The organism is Mesorhizobium sp. M0276, from assembly GCF_040321755.1.
In the GTDB taxonomy this organism is placed as follows: Bacteria; Pseudomonadota; Alphaproteobacteria; order Rhizobiales; family Rhizobiaceae; genus Mesorhizobium.
Genome location: NZ_JAMYSC010000007.1, coordinates 129597 through 152810, shown reverse-complemented (window position 1 = coordinate 152810; position 23214 = coordinate 129597). Strand labels below are relative to the sequence as shown.

19 protein-coding genes are annotated in these 23214 nt (G+C 61.3%); 4 read left to right on the top strand and 15 right to left on the bottom strand.

The window, feature by feature from the left end; genetic code table 11:
- Nucleotides 1-69 precede the first annotated feature (69 nt).
- The 9 genes from NKJ01_RS08120 to NKJ01_RS08080 all read right to left on the bottom strand — a co-directional run bounded on the left by NKJ01_RS08120 (nucleotide 70) and on the right by NKJ01_RS08080 (nucleotide 10606).
- On the bottom strand, nucleotides 70-1536 hold the full coding sequence (locus NKJ01_RS08120; RefSeq protein ID WP_352727319.1) for a lipopolysaccharide biosynthesis protein: 1467 nt from the start codon (nucleotides 1534-1536) through the stop codon (nucleotides 70-72).
- Nucleotides 1533-2702, bottom strand: coding sequence for a glycosyltransferase (locus tag NKJ01_RS08115; RefSeq protein WP_352727317.1), 1170 nt, complete (start codon nucleotides 2700-2702; stop codon nucleotides 1533-1535). The genes NKJ01_RS08120 and NKJ01_RS08115 overlap by 4 nt, the downstream gene beginning before the upstream one ends.
- A gap of 294 nt (nucleotides 2703-2996) precedes the next feature.
- Nucleotides 2997-4247 carry a glycosyltransferase gene (locus tag NKJ01_RS08110; protein ID WP_352727315.1) on the bottom strand — a complete coding sequence of 417 codons (1251 nt, stop codon included), beginning with the start codon at nucleotides 4245-4247 and terminating at the stop codon, nucleotides 2997-2999.
- A gap of 240 nt (nucleotides 4248-4487) precedes the next feature.
- Nucleotides 4488-5567 carry a glycosyltransferase gene (locus tag NKJ01_RS08105; protein ID WP_352727313.1) on the bottom strand — a complete coding sequence of 360 codons (1080 nt, stop codon included), beginning with the start codon at nucleotides 5565-5567 and terminating at the stop codon, nucleotides 4488-4490.
- Between the two features lie 32 nt (nucleotides 5568-5599).
- A complete protein-coding gene (locus NKJ01_RS08100; protein ID WP_023761503.1) occupies nucleotides 5600-6931 on the bottom strand; it encodes a UDP-glucose dehydrogenase family protein in 1332 nt (443 codons plus the stop codon).
- Between the two features lie 67 nt (nucleotides 6932-6998).
- The gene (gene exoK / locus NKJ01_RS08095) at nucleotides 6999-7862 is read right to left on the bottom strand and encodes an endo-1,3-1,4-beta-glycanase ExoK (protein ID WP_352727311.1); all 864 of its coding nucleotides are present in this window, start codon (nucleotides 7860-7862) and stop codon (nucleotides 6999-7001) included.
- Between the two features lie 151 nt (nucleotides 7863-8013).
- Nucleotides 8014-8409, bottom strand: a complete 396-nt coding sequence (locus NKJ01_RS08090; protein ID WP_352727309.1) for a hypothetical protein — start codon at nucleotides 8407-8409, stop codon at nucleotides 8014-8016.
- A gap of 290 nt (nucleotides 8410-8699) precedes the next feature.
- The gene (locus NKJ01_RS08085) at nucleotides 8700-9722 is read right to left on the bottom strand and encodes a glycosyltransferase (RefSeq protein ID WP_352727307.1); all 1023 of its coding nucleotides are present in this window, start codon (nucleotides 9720-9722) and stop codon (nucleotides 8700-8702) included.
- A gap of 611 nt (nucleotides 9723-10333) precedes the next feature.
- Nucleotides 10334-10606, bottom strand: a complete 273-nt coding sequence (locus NKJ01_RS08080) for an exopolysaccharide production repressor protein (RefSeq protein WP_352727305.1) — start codon at nucleotides 10604-10606, stop codon at nucleotides 10334-10336.
- A gap of 603 nt (nucleotides 10607-11209) precedes the next feature.
- Here NKJ01_RS08080 and NKJ01_RS08075 point away from each other — a divergent pair.
- Complete coding sequence (locus tag NKJ01_RS08075; RefSeq protein WP_023761497.1) at nucleotides 11210-11887, top strand: sugar transferase; 678 nt, start codon at nucleotides 11210-11212, stop codon at nucleotides 11885-11887.
- 100 nt (nucleotides 11888-11987) lie between these two features.
- On the top strand, nucleotides 11988-13256 hold the full coding sequence (locus NKJ01_RS08070) for a polysaccharide biosynthesis/export family protein (protein WP_031260783.1): 1269 nt from the start codon (nucleotides 11988-11990) through the stop codon (nucleotides 13254-13256).
- Nucleotides 13257-13439: 183 nt separating this feature from the next.
- Here the strand turns inward: NKJ01_RS08070 and NKJ01_RS08065 are convergent, their stop codons facing one another.
- Nucleotides 13440-14753 (bottom strand): O-antigen ligase family protein, encoded by a 1314-nt coding sequence (locus NKJ01_RS08065; RefSeq protein WP_352727303.1) that lies wholly within the window; start codon nucleotides 14751-14753, stop codon nucleotides 13440-13442.
- Nucleotides 14754-15283: 530 nt separating this feature from the next.
- Here NKJ01_RS08065 and NKJ01_RS08060 point away from each other — a divergent pair.
- Both NKJ01_RS08060 and NKJ01_RS08055 read left to right on the top strand, forming a co-directional pair.
- Entirely contained in the window at nucleotides 15284-16633 is a 1350-nt protein-coding gene (locus tag NKJ01_RS08060) for a glucoamylase family protein (protein WP_352727301.1), read from the top strand.
- Nucleotides 16623-18152, top strand: coding sequence for a mercuric reductase (locus NKJ01_RS08055; RefSeq protein WP_352727299.1), 1530 nt, complete (start codon nucleotides 16623-16625; stop codon nucleotides 18150-18152). Before NKJ01_RS08060 ends, NKJ01_RS08055 begins: the two co-directional genes overlap by 11 nt.
- A gap of 121 nt (nucleotides 18153-18273) precedes the next feature.
- Here the strand turns inward: NKJ01_RS08055 and NKJ01_RS08050 are convergent, their stop codons facing one another.
- The 5 genes from NKJ01_RS08050 to NKJ01_RS08030 all read right to left on the bottom strand — a co-directional run bounded on the left by NKJ01_RS08050 (nucleotide 18274) and on the right by NKJ01_RS08030 (nucleotide 23200).
- A complete protein-coding gene (locus NKJ01_RS08050) occupies nucleotides 18274-18849 on the bottom strand; it encodes a DUF1349 domain-containing protein (RefSeq protein WP_352727297.1) in 576 nt (191 codons plus the stop codon).
- A 120-nt stretch (nucleotides 18850-18969) separates the two neighbouring features.
- Nucleotides 18970-20409, bottom strand: coding sequence for an aldehyde dehydrogenase family protein (locus NKJ01_RS08045; RefSeq protein ID WP_352727295.1), 1440 nt, complete (start codon nucleotides 20407-20409; stop codon nucleotides 18970-18972).
- A 308-nt stretch (nucleotides 20410-20717) separates the two neighbouring features.
- Nucleotides 20718-21203 carry a hypothetical protein gene (locus tag NKJ01_RS08040; protein WP_023761490.1) on the bottom strand — a complete coding sequence of 162 codons (486 nt, stop codon included), beginning with the start codon at nucleotides 21201-21203 and terminating at the stop codon, nucleotides 20718-20720.
- Nucleotides 21204-21323: 120 nt separating this feature from the next.
- On the bottom strand, nucleotides 21324-21884 hold the full coding sequence (gene msuE, locus NKJ01_RS08035) for an FMN reductase (protein ID WP_352608150.1): 561 nt from the start codon (nucleotides 21882-21884) through the stop codon (nucleotides 21324-21326).
- Nucleotides 21885-21952: 68 nt separating this feature from the next.
- Nucleotides 21953-23200 carry an SfnB family sulfur acquisition oxidoreductase gene (locus NKJ01_RS08030; protein ID WP_352727293.1) on the bottom strand — a complete coding sequence of 416 codons (1248 nt, stop codon included), beginning with the start codon at nucleotides 23198-23200 and terminating at the stop codon, nucleotides 21953-21955.
- Nucleotides 23201-23214 lie beyond the last annotated feature (14 nt).

Below are 23214 nucleotides of genomic sequence, written 5' to 3'. Positions count from 1 at the left end.
GCCGTGCTTGAGGAGCATGCCTCGGCGATGTCGGCCACAAACCTGCTGGCACCGTTGATCGACGGTCACTCAGCGGATGTTGCGCGCGGCATTGGACAGGGTGGTGAACAACGCGCGGCGCGACTGGGCGACCGAAAGCATGAGAATGAGACCGATCCCGTAATTGAGAGCAATCGCGAGAAAGACCGCGAGCAGGTCTGACTGTCCGGTCAGCGACGCCGGCAACCACGAGTACGCGTGCCAGGCGAGCAGGGACGAGGCAATGAAAAGCCCCTGCATGACCAGAAAGTCGGCGGCTGTGACGGGACCGACTCGATGGACCAGCACGGCAAGCACGGGAACGCGCAGCACGTAACCGCTGATGGCATAGGCCGCGGCAACGCCGACGGCACCCCAGTGCAGGCCGACGATGAAGGCGGCTACGGTCGTCAGTGACGAATAGATGCCCCAGTGGAACATGGTCTTCGTCTTGCCCTGACAGATGAATATCCAGCCTGTGGTGCTTGAAACGGACTGGACCAGGCTAGCGATGCCCAGCCAGGCGAAAATCGGCGCCACCGGCGCCCAACCCTGGCCGAAGAGAAGCGCCACGACCTGATCGGAGGTCATCGTCAGCGCCGCGATGCCGGGCATGGTAACGGCAGCCAGCATCCAGTTGGTCCGCACGTAAATGTCGCGAAATCGAGCCTTGTCCTCATGGATGCGGCTTAGCAGAGGCACCATCACGCGCGTCAGCGGCTGGTTGATGTTCTGCAGCGGGAACAGCAGGAGCTTATAGGCGCGGTCGTAATAGCCGAGCTCGATCGCGCCGGAATATTTTCCGATGAGGATGTTGTCGAGATTGCGCGAGAAGAAGTTGGCAAGATTGAAGCCCGTCAGATTGGCGCCGAACGACAATATGTCGGCATCGACTTTCAAATCCGGGCGTAGTGGCTTCCACCGCGCCACCCGCCACGCGGCCGCCAACGCGACAACCGCTGAAACAGCCGGGCCGATGACCAGCGACCAGTAGCCAAGCCCCGCATAGGCCGCGACTGCAGCGGACAGAAGTCCGGCGGCGGCGCTTATCACATCGTTCACGGCGAGCTGGCCGAATTGCAGGTGGCGATTCATCAATGCCAGCGGCACCGCGGCAAGACTGCCGAGGAGCAGCGGCAAGGCGGAGCCAAGAGTGATGCCGGACATGCGCTGATCGCCGTAGAAAGCGGCAATCGCAGGCGCCATGCCGGCCACTACCACGGCACTGCCCAGCCCGACGAGCGCACTGATCCAGAAAACCTGGTTGAGCTGCCGGTCGCTGATGTCCTTGCGCTGAACCACAGCCTGCTGGAGGCCCAGGTTTTGAAGCAATCCAACAAAGGCCACGATCGGCCCGACGGAAGCCACCAGGCCGAAATCCTCGGGAACGAGCAGTCGGGCGAGCACGATGACGGAGAGAAACTGGATCGCCATCTTGAAGCCCTGCGCACCGATCGTTACCAACCCGCCACGAAGGGCGACACGACCGAAATGAGGGGGCGGCGGATTGACATTCATGAACCGACCCTCGTTTCGCCAAGCTGCTCGGCGATCTGTGCGAAACGTTCGTTCAGCACATCTGCGTTGAAGTCCGCCTCGATCTTCTTGCGCGCGGCGAGGGCAATTTGCTCGCAGGGCTTCGGATTCTCGGCGATCCAGGCAAGTTTGCGAGTCAGTGCCGCGATATCTCGCTCGGGAGCCAGAAAACCTGTCTTCTGATCCTCGATCAGTTCGGGAATCCCCGAGTGATATGTGCTGACCACCGTCAGGCCGGCGGCCATCGCCTCCATCAGTGAAACCGGGATACCTTCCAGATCGCCATCGCGCGCAGTGACGCTAGGCAGCAGGAACACATGGGCATCGCGCAGACGCTGCTTCACTTCGCTGTGCGGACGCGGGCCAAGAAAAGTCACCCTGTCGGCGATGCCGAGATTTGCGGCGATCCCCTTCAACTCCTCCAGAAGTTCTCCGCCTCCGATCACCGAATAGACCCAGTTGCGCCGCGGCAGGCTGGCGAGCGCGCGAAGCGCATATTCGATGCCCTTTTTCTCAGTCAGGCGGCAGACCGAGATGAAAGATAGCGTGGCTTGCTCCCATGAACGCCACCGATAGCCGATCTCGCTCGGCCGCACGCCCATATGGTGAACCATAACCTGCGTCGGCGATGCACCAACGTCGATCAAGGCATCGCGGAAAAACGCATTCACCGGCAGTTGAAGAGCGCCCTTTTCGAACACAATCTTGTAGCGCGCGAGCGTATCGTCATGCAGCGGCTCGCCGACATCGCGGCCATGAAATATCGTCATAAGGGGAGCGGAAATCCTGCCTCGTTTAATAGCGCGGGCCACGCGCATGCCGTTGTTGCCAAAATGGGCGACGATCACGTCGGCATTCTGCAACCTATGCGCATGAGCAATGTCGATGGCGGTCGAGAGTTTATCCCAGAACCTGCCAGACCACTTCCTGAGCAGCGGGCGATAGCGAGCTAGGCGACCCCACCAGCATACGACCTTTCCCGGCAGCGCGTGCCAGCGCGAATCGTCGATATTGCCGTCCTTGCCAAAGGACATCTCATTGCAGACGACGCCGACTTCCATGCCGCGCTCAAGGCACCCTGCTATCTGGTCGAGAACGAACGTCTCCGACAATGAGGGGAACTTGTCGACTACGAAGCAAATCTTCATCGGCAGGATGCATTCATGCGAATACCGATCAAGCAGCCCGTTGTGAACCGCCCCGCATGGGGACCGGCAGGGGGCACGGAAACCTCGCAAGGTGGCTGCAGGTCAACCGCACTGGGAGCCGGTGCGCGCCCGACGACGGCCGGGCCGAAAACATCGTGCCCAAGGCACGAGACATGCAGCATAGAATTCTACCGCTGTTGGCCACCCGGAACGGACGTTAGTACAGGTTTTGCTGCACTGCAACATTTTTGGTGCGGCGGAGCAAGATTTCCGGCAATTTGGCGTGTCTGCCGATCAACCACCAAGGCCCGCAGATGAAGGACTCGCCAGGACCTCGGCAGCGCCGGCATGCTTGGCGGGTTCAGGTGCAGAGGCCGGCGTGGCCAGTTGAGCAACCATTTGTGCAAAACGTTCATTCAGAATATCGGCGTTGAAGTCGTCCTCGACCTTGCGGCGCGCGGCAACTGCGATTCGTTCGCATTCCTGCGGATGTCCGGCTGCCCAGGCAAGCTTGGCGGCAAGCACTGAAACGTCTCGCTCGGGTGCAAGCAACCCTGTCTCCTGATCCTCGATGAGCTCGGGGATTCCCGAGTGATGCGTGCTGACCGCAATCAATCCGGCGGCCATGGCCTCCATGAGCGCGACCGGAATGCCTTCCATGTCCCCGTCGCTGGCGGTGACGCTTGGGAGCAAGAAGAGATGTGCCATGCGAAGCCGTCTTTTCACCTCCATGTGGGGGAGGCTGCCAAGGAATGTTACGCGACCCGCCAAGCCCAATTCGACAGCCAGCTTCTCCAAACCAACCCGCAATGGACCGTCGCCGACAATATCGTAGCGCCAGTCTATCTCAGGATGGGACGCTGCCAGAGAGGCAAGGGCGCGCAAGCCGAACTCGACGCCTTTCTTCTCCACCAGGCGACAAACCGTAGTCACGATCAGCTGGGTGCCTTCCCACGATTCCCAGCGATAGCTTATTTCGCGGGGATCGATTCCCATGTGATGGACCGTTGTGCTTGCCTGAGACGCACCGGCTTCCAGCAACATCCTGCGGAAGAAATCGTTGACCGGCAGGTTCAAGCTGCCGTGCTTGATTAGCCCAGCGTATTGCGTCGCAAGCACTGCCTGCCGCGCGGGGATCGCGACATCCGCGCCGTGAAAGATGGTTATGATAGGCGGTTTGAGGACCTTCCATTTCTTCAGCGCCGCCGCTCTCTCCCCGTTCTGTCCGAAGTGAGCGACAATCACGTCACAGTGGTTCAGGCGGCGTGCGAAAATCATATCAAGAGCGGTCGAAGCCTTGTATCGCAGGCGCGGCGGCAGCCGGCGTACAAATTCGCTGATTCCAGCGGCCCATCTCCACCAATGTTGGGTTCTGGCGAGCAGCGTCGCCATCGGCTCCATTCGCCGGTCTATCCGATCGTCGCCTTTCGTCCTGTCGCAGACGACCTCAACATCGAAGCCCCGCGCCAGCAGCCCAGCCATCTGGTCCACGACGAAGGTTTCTGAAAGCAGAGGGAATTCGCCGACGACAAAGCCCACACGCATAGCCCGCCTGCAAGGTTGGGGCTTGCCCTAGACCCCAAGCGGTCCGCGTTGCGCCAGCCCTAATGTATGCGGACAGAATACACGTTGATTGCTGCATTGCCACAGGAATATTGCGCTGCAGCATTTGAATCGAACTGCCCGGCAGATGGCTGGGCCTGGAACTGGCTCAGGGGCGTTTATGCGATTGCAGGCGCCTGGCAGCGTAGGGCGCCAGGTAAATCGATTCCAACGCACCGCGTCTTAGGCAGCCCGCTCCAGGCCGACACGCCGAGCGCTGTCGAGAACGTCCATGAACGTGGCGAACTGACGGTCCGGGTTCATTTGCGGTCGCTCTGAAAACTGAGTCGCCGCCGCCGATAGACGCTTGTACTCGGCGTCGTCGCTCCACAGCCGTCTGACGGCCGAGACCCAGTCGGCAAACGGTGCGTCGTAGTCCAGCACCACCCCGCCGGAGCCGATCGCTTCAGGCAGACCGCCGCGACGTGAGCCGACCACGGGAATGCCGCTGCAATGCGCTTCCGAGGCTACCCTGCCCCAGGCCTCTTCCCATTTGCTGGGTGCAAGCAGGATCTTCGTGCGGCCGTAGACCGTCTTCATGTCACTGGTGCGGCCTTCCAGCTTGACGTTTTGCAATGGAGAAATCGTCGCTTCGATCCGGGCCCGATGATCGTCATCGAGCTTCCAGCTTTCGACGAACAGGAATGGGATCTCAGGACAGGCGGCGGCAATGCGGACTGCAAGGTCGAAGCCTTTTTCCTCATAGGGATTGATGAGCGTGACAAATTCACCGGTCGTCGGTGTGCAGTAGAACGCGGGATTGATGGTCGGCGGAATGACCGTCGAATCGATATCGAATTTTGCCTTGTAGGTGCGCGCCGTGAACTCGGAATTGGCGATATAGAGCGCCGAATGCAGGTCGCGCAGGTCGCCGGCCAGTTCGCGGAATTCGACATTCCTCAGATAGACGACGACGGGTACGCCTTCGGCCTGCAGTGCCCTGCCGATCGGAACCGAGTTGTGGCATTGCACCACGGCGACATCCGGCCTCAGCTTTTCGACCGCAAAGCCGACCGCTTCCCAGGGAAACCATGCCCGCACCACCGGATAGCCCGGGAAAGTGTCGATGACGGCGCGCTGACGAAGGAGCTTCATCTTGGCGCGCGCCCTGAAGCCGAACATGCCGTCGCCGAACAGCGCCGCCAGAACGGAAGCATCATGACCGTTCTCGCGCAATTGTTCCACCAGATGGTGGGTGCTCGACTGCACGCCGCCGCTGAATTGCGGCGTGTAGCCGCTGCCGCCTGCAAACAGAACTTTCATGGACCTGGCTCCTTGTTGTGCCGCCCCTCCCGTCACGCCGCCATTCTGCCGATCGAGTGATATTCGATGCCATGGCGGGCGATGACCTTGGGGTCATAGAGGTTGCGGCCGTCGAAGATGATCGGTGTGGTCAGTGCATCTCGCAGCGCGTCGAAGGACGGCGCGCGGAAACTCTTCCATTCGGTGGCGATCAGCAGCGCATCGGCGCCGCGCAGTGCCGCCTCCTTGGTGCCGCACAGAAGCAGGTCGTCGCGCAGCCCGTAGATGGCCTGGCATTCCTGCATCGCCTCGGGATCATAGGCTTGCACATTGGCGCCGGCCTTCCACAGCGCTTCCATCAGCGTGCGCGCCGGAGCCTCGCGCATATCGTCGGTGTCGGGCTTGAAGGCGAGACCCCACAGCGCAAAGGTCCTGCCCTTGAGGTTGCCCTTGAAATAGCGGTCCACCTTGTCGAAGAGAACCGATTTCTGTGCGTTGTTGCGCTCCTCGACCGCGCGCAGCAGCTTGGCATCGAACTGGACGCCTTCGGCGGTCTTGATCAGCGCGCGCACGTCCTTTGGGAAGCAGGAGCCGCCATAACCAAGACCCGGATAGATGAAATGGTAGCCGATGCGCGGATCGCTGCCGATGCCCTTGCGGACCTCCTCGATGTCGGCGCCGAGCTGCTCGGCCAAATTGGCCATCTCGTTCATGAAGCTGATCTTGGTCGCCAGCATGCAATTGGCGGCATATTTGGTGAATTCGGCGCTGCGCACGTCCATCACGATCATCTTCTCGTGGTTGCGGTTGAACGGCGCGTAGAGTTCGCGCATCACCGCCTCGGTGTCCTCGCTGCCGGTGCCGACGATGATCCGGTCCGGCTTCATGCAGTCGGCGACCGCAGACCCTTCCTTGAGGAATTCCGGGTTGGACGCGACGTCGAAGGTCAGATCCTCGCGGCCTCGTTTCTTCAGCGTTTCGGCGATCCTGGCCTTGACCTTTTCGCAGGTGCCGACCGGCACCGTCGACTTGCCGACGACGATCTTCGATTTGTCCATCTCGCGGCCGATGGTCTCGGCGACGGCCAGCACATATTTGAGGTCGGCCGAGCCGTCCTCGCCGGGCGGCGTGCCGACCGCGATCATCTGAATCTCGCCATGCCTGACGGCAGCGGCGGCATCGGTGGTGAACTTGATTCGGCCGGCGGCGTGGTTCTCCCTGACCAGGCTTTCCAGTCCAGGTTCGAAGATGGGAACCAGGCCCTGATTGAGCCGCTCGACCTTGGCGGCGTCTATGTCGACGCACACCACCTGGTGCCCGACTTCGGCAAGTACCGCCGCCTGTACGAGGCCAACATAGCCAATTCCAAACACCGTCAAATTCATTCGGTTTCGTTCCCATGCAAGGCAGCGGGCCGTTTTCGGCCCGGCCAGTTCAACACGACTTTCCCAACTACTTTACGCTGCATGCCAGCGATTCCGGAAATTGACAGGGTTCCCCCTGGGCCGTGAATGCGACGCGGTCGATTTGCAGCGAAAGTTTGCGGCCCGGATCCGTGAAAGCGCCCATCCAGCCGGTCATCGTATCGCTGCCCCAGAAGCTGAAGAATATCTTCTGCGCATGGGTCGGCAATTTCGCCGGATCGGTGATGGTGTTGACCAGTTGACCGTTCACGTACCAGCGCAAACTGTCCTTGTGCCAGACGAAGGCGTAATCGTTGAAAGCACTCTCGGTGCCACCCGGCACGTCGACCAGCTTCTCGTTCTTGCCCTTGCCCGCAATATAGGCGTTGACCTGCACCTTGGAAGTGTTCTTGGTCAGGACCTCGAAATCGATCTCATCCCAAGGCTGCTTGTCGGATGGACCGATATAGGAGAAGAACGCCGCATTGAGGCCGGAGCCGGTATCGGTCTTCATCCGCGCCTCGTAGGTGCCGTAGCCGAAACGCTGCTTGGTCTGGACCTCGCCGCAGGCAAACTCACGGTTTTTCAGTTGCTGCTTCTCGAAGCCCAGCGACAGCACCCCGTCCGAAAGGCTGACCTGTCGCTTCGACCAGGTGCAATTCTGATGGCTGCCATTGTTCCAGCCGTCGGAAACATACCAGCGCGCACGATCAAAGCTTTTGAAATCGTCGACAAAGGACGGCGATGTCGGAATGTCCTGGGCATAGGAGGGGGTTACCAGGAAACTTCCAAGAGCAGCCAGCAGCAAGGCACTGAGCGAACGCAATCGCCGCCGGCTGGCTTGCGCGGTCCGCTGTGCGAGCGGCGGTGCGCCAAATGCTGTCGTGGACGTAGGTTTCGGATCCGAATTCATATCAAACTCACCTTTGCGCTGCGCGTCCCCAACCCAAAGTCGACGTTCGAACCGCTCCTGAAACGGGCAACCTTGACCTGCTTTTGTGACCCTCCCGAATTGCTTTTCCTGCCTTGCATCAAATCCGTTGAACAGTTTCGAGCCGTCACCATCAACCTCTGCTGGCGCCCGCGGGCCTGGCGAATTTGGCCGCTATTTCCGAGCCGGTATTGTCATCGAAGACCATATGCAGCGAATGACGGATCTCTTTCATCATGCCGTCCTGGCGCGACAGCGCCGCGATGCGGCGTTCGCAATTCAGGATCGACTGCGTCAGCGCGCTGACTTCCGAAGACCGCTTGTCGGAGGCGGAGCCGTTTTCCATCGCTTCGATCAGGAAGGCGGCATTGGTCGCCTTGGTCCGGTAGCGATTCTCAAGCCCGGCTTTCTCGGACTCGATCTCGGCCGCGATCTGCTCGAACAGCTTTGCCAGGCGATCAAGGCGCGAACCGTCGGTCTGCCGGTCGCGGGCCGGATCCCTTGATCTGAAACCGAATATCGAGGCCATGAACTCAGATTCCCGTCATCGCCGGCTCTTGGGCCGGGCTTCTGGCCGATCCCCGCAGCGGGGGCTCAGAAAACTCGTGTCGCATTGTCCTGCTCCAATCAAGGAGACATCAGACCAATCCGATCGGGGGCCAGTTCGGCTGGTCATCCAATTTGCTGCACCGCACCATAGACTGCCATCGTCGGAGCCGACAGGCAACCACCCAATTCGTAAACTCATAAATCCGGCCGAAATGGTTTGCGTGATGAACGTGCCCTCGGTGAATAGATCGCGCCTGATCGGCGCCGCTGTCAACGTTGCTTGCCCATGCTGGTTCCGGCCATCAGAAAACGCAGCGGCGGCACGTGCTTCTGCCTGGACACGAGGCCAACACGGCGAAACAGCGCCTCAAGCTTGTCGGAAGCGACGCCCTGCACGATAGGAACGAAGTTGGATTGGCTTGATAAGGCGTAGGCAGCGGCCGATGCCAGCCCCCGCTCGGCCTTGACGTCGAGGAAATTGCGCAGCCGGTACTTGTCGCGCACGTGCCGCTCATGCCGCCGCAGCACCGCTTTCGAGCCTTCCGGCAGGGTGTCGATCGCCAGCAGCGCCAGGTCCGCATCGGCCAGACGCTTCAGATCCTGCGTCTTGTGGCGGCCGCTCAGCGAATCGGCGCGGACGATGGCGCCGTAGCCGCAGGAGCGAATGACCTTGAACCGCGCCCCACGGGCGACCGCGCGGGCGTAGAGTTCATAGTCCTCGCCCAGCCGCAGGCCCTCGTCGTAGCGCAAGCCATGGCGGTCGAGGAAGGCGCGGCTGATCACCGGCTTCAAAAAGCCCAGTTCACCCCTTTGCACGCGGCGTCTGGAGATGTTGCCTTCGACGAAGCGCTCGAAATCGAGGAATTCCGGATCGGCGGCAAACTGCGGCGCGACGATTTTCGTCGCATCGCCTGTCGCGTCATCCCTGATCAGCATGATGTTGTCTGCCGCGAAATCCCAATCGGCGCCGGCGAACAGGTTGCGAAATCGGCCTTCAAGGAAAAAATCGTCGGCATCGAGAATGCTGATGAACGGCGATTTCGAGCCGGCGATGGCTGCGTTGCGGGCAAAGGAGGGGCCGCGATTGATATCGAGGCGCATCACCTTGAGCCGCCCGCTACCATCGTCTGCGGATCGCGCGACATCAGCGGTGTCGTCGGTGGATGCGTCATCGACGACGACGACCTCCGCCACTTCCGCCTCACGCAACGCGGACGCGATAGCGACAGCGATCGTCGCTGCCGCGTTTCTTGCCGCGATGATCACGCAGACCTCGGATTTCGTCATCGACATGGATTTGCCTCTCGTACAGGTGATATCGCTTTGCCCTCGCCCCGTACTTGCCGTCGCCGCGAGTCATATGCTGTTCGCCGAGGAAGCGGACCAAGGCGTAGGCACGTCGCCGGAGTCGGCGTCCGGCCCGGCGAAAGCAGGCCTGCACACAGGCCACCTCGTCGTCACAGTCGGCGGCGCGCAATCCTTCGTATGAACCATCCGGCAAGGCCACTTTGGCGCACAGTCTCCCAAAGAAAGCGGTTGCGCGACGCGTATGCTGCAGTTGCGAAGCAAGCATCACCAAAAACCTCGATGCCGTAAAGCCCTTCCTTTTGCAGTGCGGAATTCTGCAGCCAGAGCGTTACCGAGATCGCCTGCCCTACGCACAAGGAATCGGCTCAAAAGATCTCGGGGTTTGGGCGTGGCTCACATGGGGTGACGCCGACAAACCTGCAATTGATCGACACATGATAAACAGCCTTGACCCATAAAAGGCTACCATGCGGCCGTATCGCCGAAGCCAATATCAGCGGCTGAAGAAAAACCGGCAGCCGGTCGTCGAGGATGCCGTCGGGGGGAACAGCCGGAGAGCGAACCCGCCAACGTGGCGTAAGGCTGATAAGCCGCGACTAGTGCAGGCCGCGCCTTGCGCTCAGCTTCTCGCCTTCGGCAACTTCGGGCGCACTCAGTTTTCGCTCAGCGTCACGAGCCATGTCGGCCGGCGTCGGCGGGCTCCTGGCGATCATGGCATAGACGAGCACGAAGTAACCCGCCTGGATGACAACCGCGCAGATTATGACGCGCACCAGTATTGTGCCTATCGATGCGCCGCCCAGCCAGGACCAGCCGACCACGATAGCCAGAGCGAAAATCATCCCGAGGATGAATTTTGGAAGTGCCATACCCAACAGCCCATAAACCGGCTCGGGTACATATAACGTTTTGCCCCACCCGAGCGCCGTCCCTTGTCATGTGGGCTTGTTAAGGTCGCCCACTCTCGGCCGGTTGCTTCCGGCCTTTTCTACCTGTCGCCACTGTGACAGATATAATTTGCAATTCTATTAAGACGAGCAGTAGGCGGCAAGGGCAACTCCGGATATTTTTCATCGGGCTTTTGCGATCGACTCCGCCATGCTGCAACGCACGCAACGAGATTCAAGCCGATCTCCCGCCATCAGCATTTTTCAGTAGAATAGCCAATATTGAGTAGTATTTTAGATGGTTTTGTCCAAGCACCGCCTAGCGCTAAAGCACTAACATGCGCCGCACCTTGGTCGGCAGGTAGGCTTGCCTAAAAACCGCCCTACAAATGTCGGTATTTTTCCGACTATGCCCATTTCTTGTCACAAATGTGCTAAGTACGCCGAAATTTGTGCATGACTAGCTTATTATTTGGTCAATTCATGACGCGACTATTTCAATGCGGTTGGAAATTGTGTGTTGCGCTGCAACATTTTTTTGGTATCTTGCCGCGAACCATTCGTTCAACGCATGGAGTTTATGGCATGAGGGATGTTGCCAAGTCGGCCACAGCGGGCTTTTCGCAGGCTGACATCGATTTTCCGCCGCCGATCGGCGGCCTGCTCAAACGCAGTTTCGACATTACCGGTTCACTGATTGGCTTGATCGCTCTCAGCCCACTGTTCGTCATGATAGCGCTGCTCGTCAAGTTTTCCGACGGCGGCTCGATCTTCTACGGCCACAGGCGAATCGGGCGTGGCGGGCGGATTTTTTCGTGCCTGAAGTTCCGCACCATGGTTCCGGACGGCGACAAGGTGCTGGCGGCCTATCTCGCCACCAACCCGGACGCCAACGCCGAGTGGATCGCGACCCGCAAGCTGAAGAACGACCCGCGCGTCACCCGTGTCGGAGCCGTACTGAGGAAACTCAGCCTGGATGAACTGCCGCAGATCATCAACATCCTGCAGGGCGACATGAGCCTAGTCGGCCCTCGTCCGGTCGTGCGCGACGAGCTGGAAATCTATGGCACGTCAGCGGTCTACTACCTGAAATCTCGCCCGGGCCTGACCGGCCTGTGGCAGGTCAGCGGGCGCAACGATGTGTCCTATGACAGCCGCGTCGCCTTCGACCGCCACTATGTCGAGAACTGGTCGCTGTTCGAGGACGTTCGCATCATCATCAAGACCGTCCCGGCCGTCTGGATGTCGCGCGGCTCTTACTGACCGGCCGGTGGCCAACGCCAGATATTGGCGCCGGCCATTCGACGCAAGCTCATCGGGCGATGGGGCTAAAGCGGATCGGAATGTTCAGTTGAAAAAAGATATGTTCGAAGCCCTTCGCAGCAGCCCGGTTTCCGGCCGCCTGCGGCGGGCGCGTTTGCTGGCCACATGCCTCGCCATGTCGCTCGTCGTCCCCCACATCGCCGTCGCAGGCGACTACCGCCTCGGCTCGCAGGACAAACTCACCATTCGAGTTGCCGAATGGCAGACCGTGGAAGGCACGTTTCGTGACTGGTCGGCGGTGAATGGCGAGTACACGGTCGGTCCATCGGGCACGCTGTCGGTGCCGTTCGTCGGCGAAGTGCCGGCAGCAGGCAAGACCACGTCCGAAATCGCAACGACGATCGGTGAGGCGCTGCAACGCAAGCTCGCTCTGTCGGATAGGCCGGAAGCCTCGGTCGAAATGGCGCAGTTCCGGCCATTCTACATTTCGGGCGAAGTACAGAACCCCGGCAAATTTCCTTATGTGCCCGACCTGACAGTGTTGCAGGCGATCAGCGTCGCCGGTGGCATCAGGCGAAACCCCGACTATGGTCCTCAGCTAGGCAAGGATCTGGTCACAGCCAAGGGTAACTTCGATATCTCTGACGACTTGCGCATTCGGCTAATCGTCAAGCGCGCCCGCATCGACGCGGACATGACCGGCAAGACAAGTTTCGACGTACCGAAGGAGGTCGAGGGCGATCCGAGACTGCCAGCCATCGTCGCCGACGAGATGACGATCCTGACGGCCGACCAAAAAGCGCTAAAGCTGAAACTCGAGGCGCTCGACGAGCTGAAGAGGGTTCTACAGTCCGAGATCGAATCCCTGCAGAAGAAGATCGTCAACCAGCAGCAGCAGGTCGATCTGGCGCAGCAGCAACTCACCAGCATCGGCCCGCTGGCGCAGAAAGGCCTGATCGCCAACGCCCGACTGCTGGATTCGCGCCAAAACGTTGCCGATCTGCAGGGCAAGATCCTGGACTACGAAACGGCCATCCTCACCGCCAAACAGGCGATCAGCAAGGCTACGCAGGATGCCATCGATGCCCAGAATACCTTGAGTTCAAGGCTCGCCACCGACCGGCAGCAGACCGAAGCCGAGCTGAACGAGGCGGCGCTGAAGGCGAATATGCAGAAAGGCCTGATCGCCCAGGCAACCGATCCTGCCACGACGGCGGCCGCCAGTGCTACCAACGAAGAGCCTACCCTGCTCTACACACTGGTGAGAATCGTCGACGGCAAGACCAGCGAAATTGCCGCGAAGGAAGATACGCCGGTGCTGCCTGGCGATGTGATCAAGGTCAAGCTGGCGCCGCTGGCCAGCCAATAGACGCGCCGGCACCGCATACCATCCAGTGTTTCGACCCATTTCAATGGGTTGGGACGTGTCTCAATTCTGAAAATTTGAAATCAGCGTTGGGCGGCTTGATGTTGGCCGAGCCGTGGCAATGCGCATGACCTGGACGGCACTGCCGATTTTACGAGCGCCTGCTTCAACCTGCGAGCCGGTGGGTCATGACGGATCGGCGGCCGCCGGACGGCCGGCATGCCGGGGCCAATCGGCCTCTCCCCTGGCCTCTGCCTGCTGCTGCAGGGCCTGCGCCCGTCGCGTGCGGGTAACGGGCACTCGCGCCAGCTTGAAGAAGCTGAAATACATCAGGAAAGAGCCCATGATGTAGGGATTGAGTATCTCGACCTCGACGAAGGAGCGGATCAGCAGCAGCACCATCACGCCGGCGAGGATCACCGAATCCGCCTGCCATGTCCTGAAGATCACAGCGGCGACGTGGCCGTAGAGCGTGCGCAGCATGATCAGCGATACCAGCGTCGCCCCGACGAAGCCAAGTTCGACGAGGGCTTCGATATAGGTGTTGTGGAAGTGGAACCCGGTGCGTGTGGTGATGTAGAATTCGTTCCACAGCCGCTCGGCTTCGGCGAAACCCTGCACCCAATAGGCGGCATAACCAACACCGAGAATTGGCGATTTCTGCACGGTATTCCAGCCCTGTTCCCACAGATAGGTCCGCCCGGTCAACGTTGAATCCTTGCCGAAGAGGCCGAGGACGAAGTCCATCAGCCCGAGATTCAAGGCGACAAACGCAACCACGACCAGCAGCCCGGCGCCGATCAGGAAGATCACGCGGCGATAGCGCCGTGACAAAAGTTTGCTCATCGCAAGAAGCGCTACCAGCGCCAGAACCGCCGGGATCGAGGCCATCGAGGTGGCGGAATGCGAGACGATGAGCACATAGGCCGACAGCAGCACGACGGGCGCCGTCAGGATGAGGCTCAGCCGGCCGCGCCTGTAAAAGGCGAGGAAGACGGCGCAGAAATAGATGCCGAGCGAACCGACAAAGCCTATCTGGTTCTTGGAAGCGAAGGCGCCGACAAAGTTGACGGTGCCATCCAGAACGTCTTCGGAATAGTTCGCGACCTTCAGCGAATAGATGAGGACGACGAATATCCCGACCAGAGCACCTATGGTCAGCGTGCGCACGCTGACGGTGCGCGCAGCGACATAGGCGCAGGCTATATGGGAAAAATACTGGACGGCCGTTCTCGCCGTGACGCCGGGCGCCTGCGACCAGAAGACGGAGGAGCAGACATAGGCCGCAAACAGCAACGGCAGCCAGGCGCTGGACAGTTGGCGCATAAACCGCCGGTAATCGACCAGGATGAGCGGAAGCCAGACCGCATAATAGGCGAGAATCAGCACCTGGCCGAAAATGACGGAGTAGGAAAACGCCCAGATCGACACGGCCACAGCAAAGGCGCCATAGACCGAGTTTTTCTCGGGATCGATCAGCAACGACTTTGGAATCTTCATCTCAGAGTCCCGCCGGCACGACCCACGGCCGGCAAGCCATGAGCCGGCCGGAATTTTCGCAAACATGGGCGTGCAATAAACGGCGTCTCCATTGTGCAGCGCAATATAATCTATCGCGCCCAGCGCTCAATGGCAAATCCGGTCACCTTGTCTTACAGCGAGGCATTTGCGGAGAGGCGCCCGGCAGCACATCGACTTCATACTGCCAAAGATACAGATGGCCCGCGTTGGCGAGATCGACGAGTGCCGCTAACCTCTGCGGATCGCCTCGGAGGAGTGCTCGTTCACGACGGCCGCCATGTTCGACTTTTCCAGCGGCCGCGCCACCTACTAAGCAGGACGCATCACAATTCCGCGTGACGGTGCAACGAACGGGTGCGTAGCGGCGTATAATCCCAGACTTCGAATCGACGGAGACGCACAAAGCTATGCGGGGAAAGCCATGACACGGCGTGACAGTTCGGCAATGACCTGCCGGTGCTATGCCACCGCTTGGCAATTGACAGCAATCGGGCGGGAGGTTGCTTCTTTTGCTTAAGGTCGAACCTGCCGTGCTGTCCGACGACGAGCTTCTGGAGCGCTATCAGCGCGCCGCCTTCGATTATTTCATCGAGAACGTGAACCAGGAAAACGGCCTGGTCGCCGATACGTCGCGGCCGAATTCGCCGGCCAGCATCGCTGTCGTCGGTTTCGCGCTGTCCTGCTACCCGATCGGCGTCGAGCGCGGCTGGATGGCGCGCGATGTGGCCGTGAAGCTGACGCTTGCGGCGTTGCGCTTCTTCTCGACGAGCCGGCAAGGCAATGGCGACGAGGTCACCGGCCATAAAGGTTTTTACTACCATTTCCTCGACATGCGAACCGGCCTGCGCGTCGGGCGCTGCGAACTGTCGATGGTGGATACGGCATTGCTGATATCAGGCATGCTCGTGGCAGGCGCCTATTTCTCCGACGACGACGGCGACGAAGCCCAAATCCGCCAACTGGCCGAGGCGCTCTACCGGCGCGTCGACTGGCGGTGGGCGCAAGGCTCGAGCCCGACGCTCCGGCAGGGCTGGAAGCCGAAGAGCGGCTTTCTCCACTATGGCTGGGAAGGCTACAACGAAGCGACGATCCTCTACGTGCTGTCGATGGCCTCGCCCGACAACCCGACCTCGGACGACAGCTACGAGGGTTGGACGGCGACCTATCAGTGGGAAAACATCTACGGCTACGACGTGCTCTATGGCGGTCCCCTGTTCATGCACCAGTTCTCGCATGCCTGGATCGACTTCGCCGGCATCCGCGACGCTTTCATGCGTGAGAAGAACTCGGACTATTTCGAAAACAGCCGCCGTTCGACGTACCTGCACCGCGACTATGCGCGCCACAACCCTTACGGCTACGGCGGCTACGACGCGAACCTGTGGGGACTTTCGGCGGGCGACGGACCTGGCAGCTTTCGTGCCAGCGTACAGCGACAGCGTCGCCGGTTTTCCGGCTATGCCGCGCGCGGCGCGCCTTTCGGGCCGGACGATGGAACGATCGCCCCATGGTCCTGTCTGGCGTCGCTGCCCTTCGCGCCGGATATCTGCCTGGCGGCCTTGCGCCATCTCAGGGACCGCTACCCCGAGGTGATCGACAATTTCCGGCTGCCGAGCGGCTTCAATCCGACATTGGCCAACCGGCGAAAATTCGGCCGCAACGGCTGGGTGTCGGAAGGCCATTTCGGGTTGGATCAGGGCATCGTGGTGATGATGATCGAGAACCATCGGTCGCGCCTGATCTGGGAACTGATGCGGTCCAACCCGCACATCCGCCGCGGCCTGGGCAGAGCCGGATTCAGCGGCGGTTGGCTGTCTCAGCCGGCAAGCCCGGCGTCAGGTGGTGGCGATGTCGCGTGACCGGACCATGGCCACCGTCTTCCCTGTCGATCGCAATGACATCGAGCTGATCAGGGGTGCCCATCCACCGCTGTGGAAGAACCCTGAGCCCAATGGCCCATACAATCTCCTCGTCGTCGGCGCCGGGCCGGCCGGCTTGACGGCTGCCAGCGAGGCGGCAAACCTCGGTGCGAAAGTCGCGCTGATCGAGCGCGGGCTGATCGGGGGCACCTGCATCAATGTCGGCTGCATCCCGTCGAAAGCGATCATCCGCACGGCCAGGCTCTATGCCGATATGCGCGATGCCGAAAATCTTGGCGGCGACACGCCGGACCGTCTTCGCATCGACTTTCAGCGGGCAATGACGAGGATGCGGCAGATCCGGCAGCGGATCAGCCGCGCCGATTCGGCTGCGAGCGTGGTTTCCGCAGGCATCGACCTCTACTTCGGCGAAGCACGTTTTTCCGGGCCGGACGAGGTCACGGTTGCCGGGAAGACTCTGCGTTTCAAGAAGGCGCTGGTTGCGACGGGCGCGCGTCCGGCCCTGCCGACGATTCCGGGCCTCACCGAGGCCGGCTATCTCAGCAACGAAACGATGTTCGATCTCACAGAGTGCCCGAAACGGCTTCTGGTCATCGGCGGCGGACCGCTCGGGTGCGAGGCGGCGCAGGCCTTCTGCCTGCTCGGCGCTAGCGTCATCCTGGTGCAGCGGGAGCCGATGTTTCTGCCTGGCGAGGAACGCGACGCCGCCCAGATCCTTTCGGACGCGCTGGCGCGCGAAGGGGTCGAGGTTCGCCTGAATACCGAGGCGGTGGCGGTGCGTTCAGAAGGCGGCAAGAAGCTCGCCGACCTTGTGTGCGACGGCGACACGATGACGGTTTCCGTCGACGAGATCATCACCGGCATCGGCCGTTCGCCCAATGTCGACGGGCTCGACCTGGAGAACGCCGGGGTGGCGTACGACGCCACCGGCATCAAAGTGGACGATTATCTGAGAACCTCCAATCCGCGCATCTATGCGGCGGGCGACGTCTGCCTCGCATACAAATTCACCCATACAGCCGAGGCGACGGCGCGGATTGTTGTGGGCAATGCCCTGTTTCTCGGACGCAGGAAACTAAGCGAACTGGTTATTCCGTGGTGCACCTACACCGATCCGGAGATCGCCCATGTCGGCCTCTATCCAACGGAGGCGCGCCAGAACGGCATCCCGGTCAAGACCTATACGGTGCTGATGCACGACGTCGCCCGCGCAGTCATGGACGGCGAGGAGGAGGGTTTCGCCAAAATCCACGTCAGGGAGGGGTCCGACCGCATCCTGGGTGCCACGATCGTCGCCAGTCATGCGGGCGAGATGATCAATGCGGTGTCGCTGGCGATCAAGTCGGGCATGGGATTGCACGCGCTGGCCGACGTCATCCACCCTTTCCCGACGCAGGCACAAGGCATCAAGATGGCCGGCGACGCCTATCGGCGGACAAAGCTCACCTCGTCCTGGAAACATCTGGCGGGCCGCTGGCTGGCGTGGTCCAGGCGGTGACCACGTCGTGCTCCGGCGCAAAGTCCGGAGCGCCCGCTGCTCAATCATCGTGCTGTGCGGGACCTGCTTCGCATGCACGCGTCCAGGCACGTCCATGGTGAGGAGCCGAGGCTCTCTTCGATCAATCGTGCAGTTCGCGCGAAATCGGTGGTCCGACGGAAAAATCGGAGAATGTGACCTCGAAACCCTCGCGCTGCGGCGAGCAGCACATCATGCCAACATCGACCGTCTTCGAGATCGGAAAATAGGCAAGCCGCACCGGCTTCCAGTGGCTGTCGGAAGCATTGAGGTACTGGACGCGGATCGTCTCGGCGTGACGGGTCACTCGGATCCGTACACCGTCGGGACTGGCCGGAATTGTGGCCAGCGACCAGTCGGAGGCATCGTTGGTGACGACGACGGAAAAGTACATCACGCCGTCGCTGTATTCGATGCCGGCCTTGATCCAATGCGTTTCACTCAGCCGGATCATCAGTCCGGCCTGATCGTAAAGCACCTTGTAGTCGCCTTTGACGGTGACCTCTGCGGTGAAATCGCCCTCGACCTGCCGGTAAAGAAAGTGACCGTTGTCGCGCCAGAAATCGTAGAACGTCTCGCGCCAGAAATCGGTCTCCTTACCGGTTCGCACACGAACGGCATCGCCGTCGATGGAATGGTGCGGCGGCGGATTGAGCCAGGTCAGGTTCTGCACCGTCATCGCTTCGCACCACTCCAATCTCGATGTGCCCAAATCTTGACGTGCGTGCGGCCCGATCAGCCGGCGACCGATCAGCCCGGCCAACGGCCGATCAGCCCGGCATGATCGGCCAACGGCCGATCAGCCTGGGAACGTATAGGCGGTTTTCACCGTGGTGTAGAACTCCGCCGCGTAGCGGCCTTGTTCGCGCGGGCCGTAGCTCGAGCCCTTGCGGCCGCCGAAGGGAACATGGAAGTCGACGCCCGCCGTCGGCAGGTTGACCATCACCATGCCAGCCTCCGAATTTCGCTTGAAGTGGGTGGCATGCTTGAGGCTCGAGGTGCAGATGCCCGAAGTCAGCCCGAACGGCGTGTCGTTGGCGACGGAAAGCGCCTCGTCATAGTCCTTGACGCGGATGACGCTGGCGACGGGTCCGAATATCTCCTCGCGCGAACTGCGCATGGCGTTGGTGGCCTGCGTCAGCAGGGCCGGCTGCAGGTAGAAGCCCGGCGTCTTGCGGTCGAGTCGCTCACCGCCGAAGGCAAGCGTGGCGCCCTCCCTGACGCCGATGGCGATGTAGTCCTCGTCCTGCTTCAACTGTGTGGCGTCGACAACCGGACCGATCTGGGTCTGCGCGTCGAGCGCGTCGCCGATAACCAGCTTGCTCATGCGATCCTTGAGGGCATCGACGAAACGGTCGTGAATGGCATCCGTCACGATCAGCCTGGACGAGGCGGTGCAGCGCTGGCCCGTCGAGAAGAAGGCGCCGTTGAGCGCGCAATCGACAGCGACCGCGAGATCGGCATCGTCGAGCACGACCAGCGGGTTCTTGCCGCCCATTTCGAGCTGGAACTTGCGCATATGCTCGACGCTTGCCGCGGCGACCCGCTTGCCGGTGCCGACCGAGCCGGTGAACGTGATGGCGTTGATATCGGGGCTGTCGAGCATCGCCTGACCGACCACCGAGCCTTTGCCCATGACGAGATTGAGCACGCCCTTCGGCAGGCCGGCGCGGTGCAGGATATCGACGATGGTCCAGGCGCTCTCCGGAACCAGCTCGGCCGGCTTGAAGACGACAGTGTTGCCGTGGCACAGCGCCGGCGCGATCTTCCAGGCCGGGATGGCGATCGGGAAATTCCAGGGCGTGATGATGCCGACCACGCCGACCGCCTCGCGCGTGATCTCGACGCCGACGCCTGGCCGCACGCTTGGCACGACCTCTCCTGAGAGGCGCAATGTCTCGCCGGCAAAGAAATCGAAAATCTGGGCGGCGCGAATGGTCTCGCCGATGCCCTCGGCCAGCGTCTTGCCTTCCTCACGCGCCAGGTTGCGGCCGATCTCGTCCTTGCGCGCCATGATCTCGTCCGCGGCCTTTTTCAGAACCGCGTGGCGCGCCAGCGGACCGGAACGGGACCATGCCGGAAACGCCGCCTTGGCTGCAGCGATCGCCTGCTTGGCCTGCTCGACTCCCGCCGAGGCATAATCGCCGACGACATCGCCGGTATCCGAGGGGTTGATGTTACGGGAACCGGCTTCGCCGACCCATTCGCCATCGATGAGGTTCTGTCGAAACAGCGTCATATCCTGTCTTCCCTGCTGGTTGGCCGCGCGGCGGCATCTGTCTGAATTGGTATTTGCCAGACAATTGCCTTGCGGGAAAGCAAACACTGCGTCACTTGCCGCGACAAAAATCCCCCTCGCTTGCGACGTGGGCGGCGAGAAAGCCCATCGAGCTCAGCTCGGCTGGCGCCGACGAGGAACGCGTCAACGCCATCCACGACATGGAAGAGAGTCAAGGATATCGAGGATTTTGTCGCGCTGTTTCGTGGAGATGAATTCGCGCAAACGTCAACGGCCATCCACTGCACGCAAGGACTGGAGCCGGCTGGTCAGAGGGTGAACGACCACAACAGGCAGGCCAACGTCGCGGCGGCAAAGACGGCGAAAAACAGGCTGCGCAAGAGCACATTGCGGCGCAACTCGTTCATGATGAAGTGACACCCGACGATCGCCGCCGCAAACAGGAACCGCCAGTTCAACAGCGCCCACACGGCGCTGCCCTGGCCGAAGGCCCATCTGGCGGCCAGACAGCCGACGATGGCCGCAAAAAGTGTAATCACGGTCCAGAAGACCGCGTCGGCGGCATGGGTCAGGACGACGCCAGCCGCCCTGATCGGCAGGATCATCATCAGCATTGCGCTGAAGAAATAGACAGCGGCAATCGGGATGAACACGCCGGCATCGGCAATGCCGTCAAGGCGCCTGACGCCGATCGCGCCATAGGGATAGCCGTGCCTGGCTACAGCCAGGCTCAAGGCCATGAGCAAGGCGGTCAGCACGGCGACCAGTGCGAAGGATGTAAGCGCTTTGCTCATGATGTTCCTATCCCAGACGAATCAGACAGGAACAGGATGTAGCGTGCGGTCGTAAACTGCGCGTAAGCGAGGGCGCTGTCCTCGCTTATTTTGATCGTGGCGAAATCTGGTGGCTCCAGACTATTCGGCGGCGATCCTGCCGGCCGAGCGGTTGGCCAGCACGAAGCCGACCTCGTCGACCGCCTGCGCCGCACGCTTCAGGATGGCCTCTGAGTGCAGCACACCGTCGGTGAAATCCTTGTCGGTGGCATAGACGGCGGTAGGCAGGGCAAAGGCCTCGAAGAAGCCGAACAGCGGCCGCAGCTGGTGTTCGACGATCAGGGCATGGCGCTCGCCACCGCCGGTCGCCGTCAATACGATGGGCTTGCCCCGCAGCGCTGCCGGATCGATCAGGTCGAAGAAATGCTTGAACAGGCCGGTATAGCTGCCCTTGTAGGTCGGCGACCCGACGACGAGGACGTCGGCTGCGAGGATTTGTTCCAGTATCGCGCGCGCCTGCCCATCGAGATCGCGGGCCCATTTCGCGGGTCCCAGCGACGGACCGAGATCCTCGATATCGTAGGTGCTCGCGGACAGGCCGTGGCTGGCGGCGATGTCCCTGGTGACCAAATCGACGAAGGCACGTGTCTTTGACGGCCGGGTGATGTTGCCGGAAAAACCGACGACTGTTGGATTTGACATGGCAGTGGGGCCTCTTGCGAATGATGGTCGAAGGTCGACGTGGCGAGCTGCCTGCCCGCCGATGGAAATCAGCTCCAGGCGTGCAACGGCGGGTTTTCGCCGTTGAGGAAATATTTGCCGAGGATCGAGTACTTCCAGCGCACCGGATCGTGCAGCGTGTGCGTGCGCGCGTTGCGCCAATGCCGGTCGAGATTGTGTTCAGCAAGGGTCGAGCGGGTTCCCGCCAGCTCGAACAGCTTGTTGGTCGCAGCGATGGCGATTTCGGTCGACAGTATCTTGGCTTCAGCAGTCACGATCTGGGCGTGCGCCACCGACTCGGCGGTCGGTTCGATCACCGCCCGGTCGATCGCGTGGCCAGCCTTTTCCAGCAGCGCCTGCGCCGCGTGAAGGCGCAGCGTCAGGTCGCCGACGGCCTGGATGGTGTAGGGATCGTCCCAGGCATTGTCGACGCCGCTGTCGATCCAGGCGCGGCTTTTGGTCCTGACGAAATTGACCGTCTCATCGATCGCGGCCTGGGCGATGCCGGTGTCGACCGCCACCTGGATGATCTGGAAGATGGCGCCGTCTGCGGTCGGTCTGTCGTAGCCCTTGTAGCCGGGCACCAGATGCGTCTTCGGCACCTTGACGTTGTCGATGATGACGGTTCCGGACAGCGTCGTGCGCTGCCCAAAACTCGACCAGTCGTCGATGACCGTCAGGCCGGGCGCGCCACGGTCGGCGATCGCGTACCAGGCGCGGCCCTCGTCATCGAGTGCCACGATCGGCACCAGATGGGCGAGCAGCGCACCGGACGAATAGAATTTCCGGCCGTTGACGACCACATGATCGCCGGCATCGGTGAAGCGGGTCTCGAAATCGGCGGCGCGCTTGGAGCCGAACTCGGAAAAGGCGTTGCCGAACCGGGTGCCCTTCAGCGCTTCGGCGAACAGCAGCTTCTGCTGATCCGCGTCGGACACCGTGCGGATGGCGGCGACGACGCCGAGATGGTTCTGCGCCACCTGGCCGATCGAGGAGTCCGCCGCCGAGATGATCTCGATCACCTTCGCCAGCGTCGCATAGGATACCTCCGGCCCACCGAATGCCTTGGGCACATTGATCGACCACAGGCCGCTTTGCGAAAACGCATCGAGTTCGGCAACCGGCCAGATCCGCTCGCGATCACGCCTGGAGGAATCCTTGACGAATTCGGCCGCGAGCGCGTGAGCAATCGCAATCGCTTCGGCGTCATCCTTGATGATGTGCGCCGGCGCAGTTGGCCGCGCGACTGGCGGCACGGCGGCGGAAGCGTGGTCGGTCTTGACGGTCGAAACGGTCATTTCACTGCTCCTTG

Excerpts from the sequence above, each read along its gene's own strand:
- NKJ01_RS08030 (WP_352727293.1), bottom strand. The coding sequence starts at position 23,200 with ATGACCGTTTCGACCGTCAAGACCGACCACGCTTCCGCCGCCGTGCCG.
- NKJ01_RS08120 (WP_352727319.1), bottom strand. The coding sequence starts at position 1,536 with ATGAATGTCAATCCGCCGCCCCCTCATTTCGGTCGTGTCGCCCTTCGT.
- NKJ01_RS08085 (WP_352727307.1), bottom strand. The coding sequence starts at position 9,722 with ATGTCGATGACGAAATCCGAGGTCTGCGTGATCATCGCGGCAAGAAAC.
- exoK (WP_352727311.1), bottom strand. The coding sequence starts at position 7,862 with ATGAATTCGGATCCGAAACCTACGTCCACGACAGCATTTGGCGCACCG.
- NKJ01_RS08080 (WP_352727305.1), bottom strand. The coding sequence starts at position 10,606 with ATGGCACTTCCAAAATTCATCCTCGGGATGATTTTCGCTCTGGCTATC.
- NKJ01_RS08040 (WP_023761490.1), bottom strand. The coding sequence starts at position 21,203 with ATGAGCAAAGCGCTTACATCCTTCGCACTGGTCGCCGTGCTGACCGCC.
- msuE (WP_352608150.1), bottom strand. The coding sequence starts at position 21,884 with ATGTCAAATCCAACAGTCGTCGGTTTTTCCGGCAACATCACCCGGCCG.
- NKJ01_RS08065 (WP_352727303.1), bottom strand. The coding sequence starts at position 14,753 with ATGAAGATTCCAAAGTCGTTGCTGATCGATCCCGAGAAAAACTCGGTC.
- NKJ01_RS08110 (WP_352727315.1), bottom strand. The coding sequence starts at position 4,247 with ATGCGTGTGGGCTTTGTCGTCGGCGAATTCCCTCTGCTTTCAGAAACC.
- NKJ01_RS08045 (WP_352727295.1), bottom strand. The coding sequence starts at position 20,409 with ATGACGCTGTTTCGACAGAACCTCATCGATGGCGAATGGGTCGGCGAA.
- NKJ01_RS08105 (WP_352727313.1), bottom strand. The coding sequence starts at position 5,567 with ATGAAAGTTCTGTTTGCAGGCGGCAGCGGCTACACGCCGCAATTCAGC.
- NKJ01_RS08070 (WP_031260783.1), top strand. The coding sequence starts at position 11,988 with ATGTTCGAAGCCCTTCGCAGCAGCCCGGTTTCCGGCCGCCTGCGGCGG.
- NKJ01_RS08115 (WP_352727317.1), bottom strand. The coding sequence starts at position 2,702 with ATGAAGATTTGCTTCGTAGTCGACAAGTTCCCCTCATTGTCGGAGACG.
- NKJ01_RS08100 (WP_023761503.1), bottom strand. The coding sequence starts at position 6,931 with ATGAATTTGACGGTGTTTGGAATTGGCTATGTTGGCCTCGTACAGGCG.
- NKJ01_RS08090 (WP_352727309.1), bottom strand. The coding sequence starts at position 8,409 with ATGGCCTCGATATTCGGTTTCAGATCAAGGGATCCGGCCCGCGACCGG.
- NKJ01_RS08075 (WP_023761497.1), top strand. The coding sequence starts at position 11,210 with ATGAGGGATGTTGCCAAGTCGGCCACAGCGGGCTTTTCGCAGGCTGAC.
- NKJ01_RS08055 (WP_352727299.1), top strand. The coding sequence starts at position 16,623 with ATGTCGCGTGACCGGACCATGGCCACCGTCTTCCCTGTCGATCGCAAT.
- NKJ01_RS08050 (WP_352727297.1), bottom strand. The coding sequence starts at position 18,849 with ATGACGGTGCAGAACCTGACCTGGCTCAATCCGCCGCCGCACCATTCC.